Source organism: Brachybacterium horti (assembly GCF_054777615.1).
Window position 1 is genome coordinate 195,018 of record NZ_BAAHAM010000004.1, and the last position, 12,473, is coordinate 207,490.

The following is a 12,473-nucleotide window of genomic DNA, read 5'->3' on the forward strand; positions in this document are numbered from 1 at the left end:
CATCGCCCACACCACCGCCCCCGCCGTCGACCCCGCGCCGGAGGACCGCCCGATCACCGGACGCTCCATCCGCCTCGACGCCGTCACCAAGCGCTACGCCGGGCAGGAGAGGCCCGCCGTGGACGGCGTGACCCTCGAGATCCCCGAGGGCCAGGTCGTCATGCTCGTGGGCCCCTCGGGCTGCGGCAAGACGACCACGCTCAAGATGATCAACCGCCTGATCGAGCCCACCGAGGGCCGGATCCTGCTGGGCGAGGAGGACGTCACCGGCATCGACGGCGACGAGCTGCGCCGCCGGATCGGCTACGTCATCCAGGCCGGCGGGCTGTTCCCGCACATGAGCGTCGCCCAGAACATCGCGATCGTCCCCAAGATGCTCAAGTGGGACAAGGAACGGATCAGCGCCCGCATCGACGAGCTGCTGGACCTCGTGGGCCTCGAGCCCGCGGTGTACCGCGACCGCTACCCCAAGGAGCTCTCCGGCGGCCAGCAGCAGCGTGTGGGCGTGGCCCGGGCGCTCGCCGCGGATCCGCCGGTGCTGCTCATGGACGAGCCCTTCGGCGCCGTGGACCCGATCACCCGACAGCGCCTGCAGGACGAGCTGATCCGCATCCAGCAGGAGGTGCGCAAGACGATGGTCATCGTCACGCACGACTTCGACGAGGCGGTGAAGCTCGGCGACTGGATCGTCGTCTTCCGGGAGGGCGCGCAGATCGTCCAGTACGACACGCCCGAGCGGATCCTCGCCGAGCCGGCGGACGAGTTCGTCGAGAACTTCATCGGCTCCGGCGCCGCCCTCAAGCAGCTCGCCCTGCGGCGTGTGCGCGAGGTCCAGGTGGCCGACGCCGTCGTCGCCGACGCCGGCGGGGACGCCGCCGCGGCCCTGCGGCGCGCGGAGGAGGCCGGGCACGGCCACGTCGTGGTCACCGACTTCCGCGGCCGACCCATCGCCTGGCCCCACCGCCGCGCGCTCTCCCGGATGACGACGCTGCCCACCGAGCTCGACCCGGCGCTGCCCGTGGTGGGCTCCGGCGCCACGCTCAACGACGCCCTGGACACGATGCTCGTCTCGAGCGCGGGCGCGACCCTGGTCACCGGGCGCGGCGGCGTCTTCGAGGGCGTCGTCGACGTCGAGACGGTGATGGCCGCGATCTCCGCGGCCCGCGACGCCGCGGCCGAGCGTCCCAGCGATGCGCCCGTCGGCACCAACACCGGGGCCGTCGAGGCCGTGCCGGACGACGAGGCGGACGAGAGCCGCGAGGCGGCCTCCGATGTCTGAGACCTCTACGAGCACGGCACCCCCTTCCTCGCCCCCGGAGTCGGCGACCCCCGCCGCCACCGGGACCTCCGCCGCCGCAGAGGAGACCCGGCGCGGATGGCGCGCCCTCGGCGTGCAGATCGCGGTGCTGCTCGCGATCCTCGCGGGCTTCGCCGTCTGGCTCGCCGTCGCCCCGCTGAGCGACACCGAGCGCAACACCCTGAACCCGGCGACGCTGCTGAACCTCACCGGCCAGCACCTCGCCCTCACCCTCGTCTCGACCGTGCTGGTGCTGGTCATCGCGATCCCGCTCGGGGTCCTGCTCACCCGCAAGCCGTTCCGGCGGGTCGCCGAGCCGATCCTGGCGGTCGTGAACTTCGGGCAGGCGGCACCGGCCGTGGGCCTCATCGTGCTGATCGCCGCGCTCGTGCCGGACGGGTTCCGGGCCGCGGTGATCGCGCTCGTGCTCTACGCCGTCCTCCCCGTGCTGCGCAACACCATGATCGGGATCCGCGGCGTGGACCAGCGGCTCGTCGAGGCCGGCCGCGGGATGGGGATGACGGCGCTGTCCGTGCTGCTCCGCGTGGAGCTCCCGCTCGCCGTACCCGTCATGCTCTCCGGCGTGCGCACCGCCCTCGTGCTGCTGGTCGGCACCGCGTCCCTCGCCGCCTTCGTGAACGGCGGCGGCCTGGGCCTGCTCATCACCACGGGCGTGAACCTCTACCTGTTCACGGTGCTCATCGCGGGCGCCCTGCTCATCGCCCTGCTCGCCCTGATCGTGGACTGGGTGGGCCGGGTCGTCGAGCACATCGCCCGGCCGAAGGGACTGTGACCATGCCCCGCACCTCCTCCTCCCCCGCGACCTCCTCCGCGGAGCGATCCGGCGGCATCTCCCGCCGGCACCTCGGCGCCCTCGCCGGCCTCGCCCTGCTGCCCCTCGCCGGCTGCGGCCTGCGCCCCGCGACCGCCTACACACCGGACGTCGCCCCCGGCTCGATCACCCCCATCGAGGGCCTCCCCGCCGACGCCTCGCTCACAGTCACCGGCAAGAACTTCACCGAGCAGCTCATCCTCGGCAAGATCGGCGTGATCGCCGCCCGGGCCGCCGGGTTCCAGGTGGACGACCTCACCAACGTCCCCGGCTCCGTCCCCGTGCGCGAGCTCATGACCTCCGGCGACGCCGACATGACCTGGGAGTACACGGGCACCGCCTGGCTCACCTACATGGGCGAGACCGAGGGCATCCCGGACAAGCAGGAGCAGTGGGAGGCCGTGCGCGATGCCGACGTGGCCAACGGGCTCACCTGGCTGCCGCCCGCGCCGCTGAACAACACCTACGCCCTCGCCGTGCGCTCCGACGCCGTCGAGGAGCTGGGCGGCATCAGCTCCCTGAGCGAGATCGCTGACCTCCCCGTCGAGGACCGCACGATCTGCGTGGAGCCCGAGTTCAACTCCCGCGCGGACGGCTTGATCCCGCTGCTGAAGGAGTACGGCATCCCCCGCGACGCCGCCGACGGCGTCCCCGAGGAGAACATCTCGATCTACGACACGGGCGCCGTCTACACCGCGACCGCCCGCGGCTCCTGCAACTTCGGCGAGGTCTTCACGACCGACGGCCGCATCGAGAGCCTGGACCTGACGATCCTCGAGGACGACAAGGGGTACTTCCCCGCCTACAACGTCGCCCCGGTGCTCAGCACCGCGACGCTGGAGAAGCACCCCGAGCTCGCGGACGTCTTCGACCAGATCTCCCCCGCCATCACGGACGACGCCCTTCGCGCGATGAACCTGCGGGTGGACGAGGGCGGCGAGCTCCCGGCGGACGTCGCCTTCGACTTCATGGTCGAGCAGGGGTTCGTCACGCGCCCCTGAGCGGCCCCCTCCGGCAGGTCACCGCCGCACGGCCCCCGGCAGCCACCGCGACCCGAGCGCCGCGAGCCACGCCGCCGCGATCCCGATCACCGCGGCGAGCACGAGCTCGACGCCCCACAGCACGGGGCTCGGGATGCCGTGGTACATGACCGCCCACTGCGCGGGGAGGATCAGCAGGAAGCCCAGCACCAGCAGGTAGGTGAGCGGGCTGCGTCCGCGCACGATCAGCCAGCCCAGCAGCCCCACGGCCGGGCCGAGGATCGAGAGGTCCAGCATCCGCGGGAAGGGCTGCGGCAGGTCCAGGTCGCCCCGGAGGTACGGGATCACGAGGACCGTCCCGAGCAGGACGGGCACGACGACGACCGCCGCGGCGAGCGCCGCCCGCCACAGGGCGGTGGGCGCGAGGGCGAGACCTCCGGCGAGCACGAGCAGGCCGATCCCGAGCTGGAGGATGCCCTGGAGCCTCAGCAGCGAGTCGTCGTAGCCGACGAACCCGACCGGGGACCACTGCGAGAGCAGGTAGGAGCCGATCACGGTGGCGACGAGGGCCATGCCGTAGCGGGCTCCGTCCCGCCGTTCGCGACGGTCCGGAGCGCACACGGGCGCGCCGAACTGCGGCCCGTGGAAGCCGGGCCGGGGCTCGGGGAGGCCGGGCTGGGGCTGGGGCTTCGTCGCTCCTGGCGGTCCCTCCGACGGACGGCGCCGCCGGCCTTCCCGCTCCTGGGGTACGGTGCTCGCCGATCCCTCGGGTGCCCGTCGCAACGGGCTGAGATCGGACTGTCGCGGTCCGAGTACCGACCGAACCTGCCCGGGTCATGCCGGCGAAGGAAGAAGGAGAGCGACTGCATGTCCGCACGCCCTGAGAACTACCCCACCCACACCCTCGACCACCTCGAGGATCCCGAGCACGGCATCCGTGTGCCCGTCACCCGGATCACCCAGGACCCCGCCCCGAGCGGCGCGGAGAACCCGCCCGTGACCGTCTATCGCACCGCGGGCCCCGGCTGTGAGCCGGAGGAGGGCCTCGCGCCGCTGCGCGAGGACTGGATCCGCGGCCGCGGCGACGTGGAGGGCTACACGGGTCGCGGTCGGAGCCTCGAGGACGACGGCCGCAGCGCCGTGCGCCGCGGGGAGGCCAGCGCGGAGTGGCGGGGTGCGCGGCGGGAGCCGCTGCGCGGCCTCGAGGGCCGACGGGTCACCCAGATGCACTACGCCCGCCGCGGGGAGATCACCGCGGAGATGCGGTACGTGGCGCTGCGCGAGGGCTGCGACGTGGAGCTCGTGCGCAGCGAGCTCGCCGCGGGCCGCGCGATCATCCCCGCGAACGTGAACCATCCGGAGGCGGAGCCGATGATCATCGGCCGCGCGTTCCTCGTGAAGGTCAACGCGAACATCGGGAACTCGGCGGTGACCTCGTCGATCGCGGAGGAGGTCGCGAAGCTCGAGTGGGCGACCCGCTGGGGTGCGGACACCGTCATGGACCTCTCCACCGGGGAGGACATCCACACCACCCGCGAGTGGATCCTGCGCAACTCCCCCGTGCCGATCGGCACGGTCCCCATCTACCAGGCGCTTGAGAAGGTGGGCGGGGACGCGAACGCCCTGACCTGGGAGATCTTCCGGGACACGGTGATCGAGCAGTGCGAGCAGGGCGTGGACTACATGACGATCCACGCGGGCGTGCTGCTGCGCCACGTGCCGCTGACCGCGGACCGCGTGACCGGGATCGTCTCGCGCGGCGGTTCGATCCTCGCCGGCTGGTGCCTCGCCCACCATCGCGAGAACTTCCTCTACGAGCACTTCGACGAGCTCTGCGCGATCTTCGCCCGCTACGACGTCTCCTTCTCCCTGGGCGACGGACTGCGCCCGGGCTCCCTCGCGGACGCGAACGACGCCGCCCAGTTCGCGGAGCTCGACACGCTCGCGGAGCTCACGGCCCGCGCCTGGGAGCACGACGTGCAGGTCATGGTCGAGGGCCCGGGGCACGTGCCGCTGCACCTCGTGCGGGAGAACGTGGAGCGCCAGCAGGAGCTGTGCCACGGCGCCCCGTTCTACACGCTGGGCCCGCTCGTCACGGACATCGCCCCCGCGTACGACCACATCACCTCCGCGATCGGCGCCACCGAGATCGCCCAGTACGGCACGGCGATGCTCTGCTATGTCACGCCCAAGGAGCACCTGGGCCTCCCGGACCGCGACGACGTGAAGACCGGCGTGATCACGTACAAGATCGCCGCCCATGCGGCGGACGTCGCCAAGGGCCACGCCGGCGCCCGGGACCGGGACGACGCGCTCTCGAAGGCCCGTTTCGAGTTCCGCTGGCGGGACCAGTTCGGCCTGTCCCTGGACCCGCAGCTCGCGGAGGCGTACCACGACGAGACGCTCCCGGCGGAGCCCGCGAAGACGGCGCACTTCTGCTCGATGTGCGGGCCGAAGTTCTGCTCGATGCGGATCTCGCAGGACATCCGCGACACCTACGGGGACATGCCCGCCCAGGAGCGGATCGCGCTCGAGGGCATGGAGGCGAAGTCCCGGGAGTTCCGCGAGCAGGGCGGCACGGTGTACCTGCCCTCCCCATCGGTGCCCGCCCGCCCGTAGGATCGAGGGGTCCCCACCGGTGCCAGCGTCGGCAGCGATGCCCTGAACCACCCCGCGCTGGAGTCCCCGTTGAGCACCTCGACCCCCACCCTGCCGCCTGCGGCCCCCGCTCCCCTGCCCCCGGGCCGGCTGCGGCTGGTCATCCTCGCGATGGCGCTCGGCGCCTTCGCGATCGGCACCACCGAGTTCGCGTCGATGGGCCTGCTGCCGCAGATCGCCCGCTCGCTCGAGGTGAGCGTGCCGCAGGCGGGCATGCTCATCACGCTCTACGCGCTGGGCGTGGTGATCGGGGCGCCGCTCGTGACGATCGCCGCGGTGCGTGTGCCCCGGGCGAGGCTGCTGGTGGTGCTCATCGCGCTGATCGGCCTCGGGAACCTGGCCTCGGCGATCGCCCCGAGCTTCACCGTGCTCGCCCTCGCCCGCTTCGTGGCGGGGCTGCCGCACGGCGCGTTCTTCGGGGTCTCGGCGCTCGTCGCCTCGCGCCTGTCCCCGCCGGGGCGGCGCGCCCGCTCGGTGTCCCTCGTGATGCTGGGCCTGACGATCGCGACGATGCTCGGCGTGCCGGCGTCGACGGCGCTCGGGCAGTCGGTGGGCTGGCGCTCGGCGTACGTGATCGTGGTGGTGCTCGCGGCGGCGTCGACCCTCGCGATCTGGCGCCTGGTGCCGGAGCCGGAGGGCTCCACGGGCACCGGCTCGATCCGCGGGGAGCTGGGGGCGCTGCGCCGCGGCCGGGTGTGGTTCGGGCTCGGGATCGGCGCGATCGGTTTCGGCGGCATGTTCGCGGTGTACAGCTACGTGGGCGAGATCGTGCCGGGTGTGATGGGCCTCGGCGAGCGCGCCGTGCCGGTCGCGCTGTTCGTGTTCGGCGTGGGCATGACGGTGGGCAACGTGATCGCGGGCCGGCTCGCGGATCGCAGCATCTACGGGACGATCCTCCTGGGCCTCGTGGGCATGGCGATCACGCTCGCGATCTTCGCCCTGGTCGCCCAGCACGCGATCGCGGGGATGGCGCTGCTGTTCGCGATCGCGGTGACCTCGCAGCTCATGGGCCCGTCGCTGCAGCTGTTCCTGCTCGACGCCTCCCCGGACGCCCCCTCGCTCGCCGCGGCCCTGCACCACTCCGCGCTGAACATCGGCAACTCGCTCGGGGCGGCGCTCGGCGCGGCGGTGCTCGCGGCGGGCTGGGGCCTGCTAGCGCCGGCCTGGACCGGGGTGCTCCTCGCGGTGGCGGGCCTCGGGATCGCGGGCGCGTCGCTGCTGGTGCACCGGCGTTCGGTCGCGGCGACCGCGGTGGAGGACGCCCCGGTTCCGGCGGCCTGCTGAGTCAGTCCCGCGGGGGGTGCCGCCCGATATCTCGGGACAGGCTCGACAGGAGACCTCGCTCACCGCACAGGCGGTCGGTGCGCGTCAGCTCACCAGGCGCTGACCTGCACATTCGCCCCGACAGCCCTTGACTCACACTGTGCACCGCCCCGGGAGTCCTCGCCCGGGGCGGTGCTGCTGTGCGCGCCCCTGCGGTCACCGGGTCCCCTGGTCGTCTTTCGGTGTCGCATGCACGGGCCCTTCTCCCGACCACGTCCCCGACGGAGACGAGCCCCCGACGGGTGCAGCCCGAGCATCCGCTGGGAGGTCGCGACCGCCGTGACCCCGACCCGCTTCTCGACGACCTCCGGGTACACGCGCACGCCGATCTCCTGCGGCACGGGCATCTGGTCCAGCGTCGCGAAGGACTTCACCTCCGCGCACGACGGCATCTTCTGACGCTCCCGCTCACCCCAGCGCCGCCGCCTGCAGCCGCTCGGCGGCACGCCGGTGGGCGGTGAGGACCTCCGCGAGGGCGGGGGCGACGGGCTCCCCGTCCCGCACGAGCACCCGTCCCGCGACGAGCGTGTGCCAGGCACGGGCGGGGCCCGTGCGCAGCCACCCCTCGACCGGATCGGTGAGCGCCCCGGCGAGCGCGACCGGGTGCGTCTCCCACACGACGAGGTCGGCGCAGGCCCCGGGCCGCAGGTGGCCGATCTCGTCCTCCCAGCCCAGGCAGGCGGCGCTGCCGCGGGTCGCGAGGTCCAGGGCGTCGCGGGCCCGCATCGAGGCCGGGCCGTTGCGCAGCCGCCCCAGCAGCAGCGCGTTGCGGGTCTCCATCCACATCGAGGCGCTGTCCGTGGAGGCGGAGCCGTCGCAGCCGATCCCCACCGTCAGCCCGAGCTCCCGCCAGCGCAGCGCGTCCATCGTGCCGTGGCCGATCATCATGTTCGAGCTCGGGCACTGGGTGGCGCCCACCCCGGCACGGCCCAGCCGGGCGACCTCCTCCTCGGAGGGGTAGATGAAGTGCGCGAGCCAGGTGCGCTCCCCCGCCCAGCCCACCCGCTCGAGGTACTCGACCGGGCGGCAGCCGTAGACCTCGGCGCAGTAGTCGTCCTCGTCGTGGTCCTCCGCGAGGTGCGTGTGCAGGCGCACGCCGGTGCGCTCGGAGAGCTCCGCGGAGGAGACCATGATCCGCTCGGAGACGGAGAACGGGGAGCAGGGGGCGAGGGCGACGCGCGTCATGGCGCCGGGCGAGGGGTCGTGGTGCGCGGCGATCGCGGCCTCGGCGTCCGCCATGATCATGTCGTGGTCCTGGACGACGGAGGCCGGGGGCAGACCGCCGTCCTCGACGGAGCGGGTCATGGAGCCGCGGGTCGCGACGAAGCGGAAGCCGAGCGTGCGCGCCGCCCGCACCTGCGCGTCGAGGAAGCCGGGGCGGGGGTGGACGTACAGGTGGTCGGAGCTCGTGGTGCAGCCGCCCATGAGCAGCTCGACGATCGCGACGTAGGTGGAGACCTCGACGTCGTCCACGTCCAGCAGCGCCCAGACCGGGTACAGCGCGGTGAGCCAGTCGAAGAGGCTTCCGTTGATCGCGGGTGCGTAGGCGCGCGTGAGGTTCTGGTACATGTGGTGGTGCGTGTTGATCAGCCCCGGCGTGACGAGCCGGCCGCCCGCGTCGATGCGCGCGGCGGCGGCCGGAGGCGGGTCCGCGGGCCCGCCCACCGCCGCGACCCGGCCTTCCCGCAGGGCGATCCAGCCGCCGGGGACCTCGAGATCGCGGTCGACGACGAGGTGCGCGCCGTGCACGAGGGTGTCGCAGGGGGCGGGGACGGGGGTCGTGCTCATAGCGATCCTCCTGGGACGGGGTGGTGGAGTCGCCGGGGACGGGGCGCGCGATGCGCGCGGCACACGGGCCGACGGCTCAGCGCAGGTGACCGCCGGGCCCCTCGAGCGGGTGCCGGGCCTCCCGCGGCGGGGCGGGCGGTGCGGAGAGCTCCGCGGTGATCTCGCGGGCGAGCAGCAGGGTCATGCCGTGGCGCCAGGCGGGATGGCCGTGCACGTCGTCGTGGTACAGCCCCGGGGGGACCGCGGCCTCGACGAGCGCCTCGACCTGCTCCCCGCCCGCGCCGAGCGGCACCGTGAGCTGCACGGGACGCACGGTCGCGGCGGTGACCGTGAGCCTCAGGGACCCGTCCCCGAGGTCGCGGCCGATCAGCAGCACGCCCGAGCGGCCCAGGTTCGACAGCGACAGCCGCCGGAAGGCGATGCGGGAGGCGAGCGACGCGGCCGGGACGTGGAAGGAGCGGATCAGCTCGCCGGGCGCGAGCGCGGTGCGGCCGTCCCCCACCACGAGCGCGGCGACGGGCAGCGTGCGCCGGGCGCCGCCGCGGCCCCACAGCGTCGCCGTCGCGTCGAGCCCCGTCAGCAGCGAGGTCATGGGCCCCGCCGGGAGCGCGGTCGCCACGTTCCCGCCGACGGTGGACGTGTTCCAGATCTTGAAGGAGGCGACGAAGGCGTCGCAGCAGGGGCGGATCAGCGCCGTCGCTGGCCAGCGCTCCGCGGAGGGGAAGCCGGGGCGCCGCGGCTGGTGCGCGGTGCCGGGCCGCAGCAGCGCGTAGGGCGCCTCGCTCCCCGGCAGCGCGTACAGCTCGGCGATCGTGCAGGTCGCGGCGATCTCGAGGCCGTCCTCCCGCACCGTCCAGGGCTCCCAGCCGGACCGGCTCAGGTCCAGGAGCCGGCGCAGGGTCGAGCTGCCGTAGGAGAACAGGACGGTGCCGCCCGCGAGCCAGGCGTCGCGGTCGGTGAACTCGTCCGGGTCCGTGGTCGCGAGGACCTGCTCGACGGTGCCGAGGTCCATCGCGCTCAGGCCGCCGTGCCCATGCGGCGCAGCACGAGCCGCTCGAGGGCGGAGACGATCCCGTACAGCAGCAGCGACGCGAGGGTCACGACCACCACGGACGCCCACACGGACTCGTAGCGGGCGCGGGAGACGTCGGAGACGATCTGGTAGCCGATGCCCTGCCCGGTCGCGAGCCACTCCGCGAGCAGGGCTCCGGTCAGGGCTCCGGGGATCGAGATCCGCAGCGCTGTGAAGAAGGCCGGCAGCGACGCGGGCAGCGCCACCTTCCGGAAGGCCGCGAGGCGGCTGCCGCCGAACACGCCCACCACGTCGAGCATCGCCGGGGAGGCGGAGCGCAGACCCAGCACGAGCGTGACCAGCGCCGGGAAGAGCACGACGATCCCGCCCATGGCGCCCACGGTCGCGGTGCCGCGGCCGAACACCAGGATGAGGATCGGCGCCATCGCGACCAGCGGCACCGAGCGCAGCAGCATGGCCAGCGGCATGAGCGCGTCCTCGACCCCGCGCACGAGGGTGAACAGGGCGGCGACGACGAGCGCCACGGCGAGGCCGCACACGAAGCCGAGAGCGGCGTCGGCGAGGGTGTGCTGGAGGTTGCCGAGAGCGGCGGCGCGGTGCTCGGCGGCGTCCTCGTCGAGCGCGAGGTACGCCCACACGTCCAGCGGTCCCTTGCCGATGAAGCTCGAGACGTCCAGCACGCGCAGACCGGCCGCCCAGACGGCGACGACGACGGCGAGCGAGACGAGGACCCCGAGCGTGGAGCGGGAGACGTCCTTGAGGGCCTGGACGGTCATGACCGTCCTCCTTCCGTGCCGGTGGACCAGGGGGTGGCGACGCGCGCCACGAGCGCGAGCAGGGCGAAGGCGGCGCCGGCGAGGAGACCGCAGACGATCGCCACGCCCCACACCCGCTCGATCTCGAGGGACTGCTGGGCGTTGACCATCGCCGGGCCGAGGCCCCGGTCCACGCCGCCCACGTACTCGCCGAGCACCGCTCCCAGCAGCGCGCCGGGCGCCGCGATCCGCAGCGAGGTGAGCACGCCGGGCAGCGCGGCGACGATCTGCACCTTCCGCAGCTGGGTGAGGCGGGTGCCGCCGTAGACGGTGACGACGTCGAGGGCGGAGCGGTCCGCCGCGCGCAGGCCCATGATCGAGCCGACGAGGGTCGTGAAGAAGACCGACAGCCCCGCGAGCACCACGGCGGTCCCCGAGGGGGCGCCGCTCTCCGGCGGGCCCAGCACGATGAAGACGATCGGGCCGATCGCGACGAGCGGCAGGCAGTAGCTGACGACGCCCAGCTGCGTGATGACCCGCTCGAGGGCGGGCACCACCATGACGAGCCCGGCGAGCAGCAGCGCGAGCGCGTTCCCGCCGAGGTAGCCGAGCCCGGCCTCGGCGAGGGTGACCGAGGCGTTGCGGGCGTAGTAGACCGGGCCGTCGGCGACGAGCTGGGCGAGGATCGCCCCGGGCGTGGGGATCGCGCCGCCTCCGGCCGTGCCCACCCCGGAGAGCAGGGTCGCCGCGAGGATCCACCACACGGCGAGGGTCGCGAGGACGCCGATCGCGCCGATCGCCCAGCGCGGCAGGGGCCTGCGGTCGGCGGTGCGGCCCGCGCGGCGGGAGCGGCGGGCCTCGGCGGGGCCGGCGGGCGACGCGGGCGGGGCCGGCGTCGCGGGGGTCGTGGTCGTCATGGGGTCCGTGTCCTTCCGTCGTCCGTCCTCCGTCGGGCCGGCGCTCAGGCGGCCGCCGGGGCGCCGAAGAGGACCTCGGAGGCGTGGTCGCACAGGGCGTGGAACTCCGGGGTCCGCATCATCTCCGGGGTGCGGGGCCGCGGCAGGTCCACGTCGAGGACCTCGACGATCCGCCCGGGCCGGGCGCTCATCACGGCGACCTGGTCGGAGAGGAACACGGCCTCGGAGATGCCGTGGGTGACCATGAGGGTGGTCGCCGGCTTCTCCGTCCAGATCCGCAGCAGCTCGAGGTTCAGGCGCTGCCGGGTCATGTCGTCGAGGGCGCCGAACGGCTCGTCCAGCAGCAGCACCTCGGGCCGGACGACGAGCGCCCGCGCGATCGAGACCCGCTGGCGCATGCCGCCGGAGAGCTGACCGGGCTTCGCGCGCTCGAAGCCGCGCAGGCCCACGAGGTCGATGAGGTCGTCGATGTAGGGCTCGTTCTCGAGCTTCCCCGCGACCTCGAGGGCGAGGCGGATGTTCGCGCGGACGCTGCGCCAGGGCAGCAGCGCGGAGTCCTGGAAGGCGATCCCGAGGCGGGCGCTCGCCCGCAGCTGCTCGGGGCTCAGGCCGTCGACCATGGCGGTGCCGGCCGTCGGCGTCTCGAGCCCCGCGAGGATCCGCAGGATCGTGGACTTCCCGCAGCCCGAGGGGCCCAGCAGGGAGAGGAAGGAGCCGCGCTCGGTCGCGAGCTCGGTGTCCTGGAAGGCGGTGACCGCGCGGCGGCCGGAGCCGTAGGTCTTGCTCAGCCCGGAGAGGTCGATGCCGGTCGCGCCGGGGCGGGGCGCGGTCGTGCCGGCGGTGGGACGGGTGTCGATCGGCGTGCTCATGGTGGGCCTTCCGGGGAGTGC

Annotated in this window: 11 protein-coding genes and 1 riboswitch; of the genes, 5 read left to right on the forward strand and 6 right to left on the reverse strand. The window is 73.8% G+C overall.

The genetic code is table 11. From position 1 onward, the window contains the following. The first annotated feature begins 1 nt into the window (after position 1). From ACYVAP_RS13765 to ACYVAP_RS13775, 3 genes are read left to right on the forward strand one after another with little or no spacing between them, the layout of a single operon-like run. Positions 2-1,279 carry an ABC transporter ATP-binding protein gene (locus ACYVAP_RS13765; RefSeq protein ID WP_498861390.1) on the forward strand — a complete coding sequence of 426 codons (1,278 nt, stop codon included), beginning with the start codon at positions 2-4 and terminating at the stop codon, positions 1,277-1,279. Continuing rightward, a complete protein-coding gene (locus ACYVAP_RS13770) occupies positions 1,272-2,090 on the forward strand; it encodes an ABC transporter permease (RefSeq protein ID WP_498861093.1) in 819 nt (272 codons plus the stop codon). Before ACYVAP_RS13765 ends, ACYVAP_RS13770 begins: the two co-directional genes overlap by 8 nt. A 2-nt stretch (positions 2,091-2,092) precedes the next feature. Beyond that, positions 2,093-3,130 (forward strand): glycine betaine ABC transporter substrate-binding protein, encoded by a 1,038-nt coding sequence (locus ACYVAP_RS13775; RefSeq protein WP_498861094.1) that lies wholly within the window; start codon positions 2,093-2,095, stop codon positions 3,128-3,130. Positions 3,131-3,148: 18 nt separating this feature from the next. On the opposite strand, the gene ACYVAP_RS13780 is transcribed toward ACYVAP_RS13775, so the two are convergent. Next, positions 3,149-3,682 carry a hypothetical protein gene (locus ACYVAP_RS13780; protein WP_498861095.1) on the reverse strand — a complete coding sequence of 178 codons (534 nt, stop codon included), beginning with the start codon at positions 3,680-3,682 and terminating at the stop codon, positions 3,149-3,151. 185 nt (positions 3,683-3,867) lie between these two features. Continuing rightward, positions 3,868-3,977, forward strand: a riboswitch (TPP riboswitch). Between ACYVAP_RS13780 and thiC the strand changes: the two genes are divergently transcribed. Together thiC and ACYVAP_RS13790 are read left to right on the forward strand one after the other, a co-directional pair. After that, entirely contained in the window at positions 3,977-5,728 is a 1,752-nt protein-coding gene (gene thiC, locus ACYVAP_RS13785) for a phosphomethylpyrimidine synthase ThiC (protein ID WP_498861096.1), read from the forward strand. Its footprint overlaps the riboswitch before it by 1 nt. Before the next feature lie 69 nt (positions 5,729-5,797). Then, positions 5,798-7,051 (forward strand): MFS transporter, encoded by a 1,254-nt coding sequence (locus tag ACYVAP_RS13790; protein WP_498861097.1) that lies wholly within the window; start codon positions 5,798-5,800, stop codon positions 7,049-7,051. A 447-nt stretch (positions 7,052-7,498) separates the two neighbouring features. Here ACYVAP_RS13790 and ACYVAP_RS13795 read toward each other — a convergent pair whose 3' ends face one another. The 5 genes from ACYVAP_RS13795 to ACYVAP_RS13815 form a co-directional block, all read right to left on the reverse strand. Next, positions 7,499-8,878 carry an amidohydrolase family protein gene (locus ACYVAP_RS13795; RefSeq protein WP_498861098.1) on the reverse strand — a complete coding sequence of 460 codons (1,380 nt, stop codon included), beginning with the start codon at positions 8,876-8,878 and terminating at the stop codon, positions 7,499-7,501. A gap of 76 nt (positions 8,879-8,954) precedes the next feature. Then, the gene (locus tag ACYVAP_RS13800; RefSeq protein ID WP_498861099.1) at positions 8,955-9,890 is read right to left on the reverse strand and encodes an FAD binding domain-containing protein; all 936 of its coding nucleotides are present in this window, start codon (positions 9,888-9,890) and stop codon (positions 8,955-8,957) included. 5 nt (positions 9,891-9,895) lie between these two features. Beyond that, positions 9,896-10,687 carry an ABC transporter permease gene (locus ACYVAP_RS13805; RefSeq protein WP_137769029.1) on the reverse strand — a complete coding sequence of 264 codons (792 nt, stop codon included), beginning with the start codon at positions 10,685-10,687 and terminating at the stop codon, positions 9,896-9,898. Then, positions 10,684-11,583: an ABC transporter permease gene (locus ACYVAP_RS13810; RefSeq protein WP_498861100.1), complete on the reverse strand. Its 900-nt coding sequence runs from the start codon at positions 11,581-11,583 to the stop codon at positions 10,684-10,686. The genes ACYVAP_RS13805 and ACYVAP_RS13810 overlap by 4 nt, the downstream gene beginning before the upstream one ends. A gap of 44 nt (positions 11,584-11,627) precedes the next feature. Beyond that, positions 11,628-12,452, reverse strand: coding sequence for an ABC transporter ATP-binding protein (locus tag ACYVAP_RS13815; RefSeq protein ID WP_498861101.1), 825 nt, complete (start codon positions 12,450-12,452; stop codon positions 11,628-11,630). Positions 12,453-12,473: the final 21 nt, after the last annotated feature.

What these genes read in the sequence shown, in the direction of transcription:
- ACYVAP_RS13770 (WP_498861093.1), top strand. Translation starts at nt 1,272, where the DNA reads ATGTCTGAGACCTCTACGAGCACGGCACCCCCTTCCTCGCCCCCGGAG.
- ACYVAP_RS13775 (WP_498861094.1), top strand. Translation starts at nt 2,093, where the DNA reads ATGCCCCGCACCTCCTCCTCCCCCGCGACCTCCTCCGCGGAGCGATCC.
- ACYVAP_RS13780 (WP_498861095.1), bottom strand. Translation starts at nt 3,682, where the DNA reads ATGGCCCTCGTCGCCACCGTGATCGGCTCCTACCTGCTCTCGCAGTGG.
- thiC (WP_498861096.1), top strand. Translation starts at nt 3,977, where the DNA reads ATGTCCGCACGCCCTGAGAACTACCCCACCCACACCCTCGACCACCTC.
- ACYVAP_RS13795 (WP_498861098.1), bottom strand. Translation starts at nt 8,878, where the DNA reads ATGAGCACGACCCCCGTCCCCGCCCCCTGCGACACCCTCGTGCACGGC.
- ACYVAP_RS13800 (WP_498861099.1), bottom strand. Translation starts at nt 9,890, where the DNA reads ATGGACCTCGGCACCGTCGAGCAGGTCCTCGCGACCACGGACCCGGAC.
- ACYVAP_RS13805 (WP_137769029.1), bottom strand. Translation starts at nt 10,687, where the DNA reads ATGACCGTCCAGGCCCTCAAGGACGTCTCCCGCTCCACGCTCGGGGTC.
- ACYVAP_RS13810 (WP_498861100.1), bottom strand. Translation starts at nt 11,583, where the DNA reads ATGACGACCACGACCCCCGCGACGCCGGCCCCGCCCGCGTCGCCCGCC.
- ACYVAP_RS13815 (WP_498861101.1), bottom strand. Translation starts at nt 12,452, where the DNA reads ATGAGCACGCCGATCGACACCCGTCCCACCGCCGGCACGACCGCGCCC.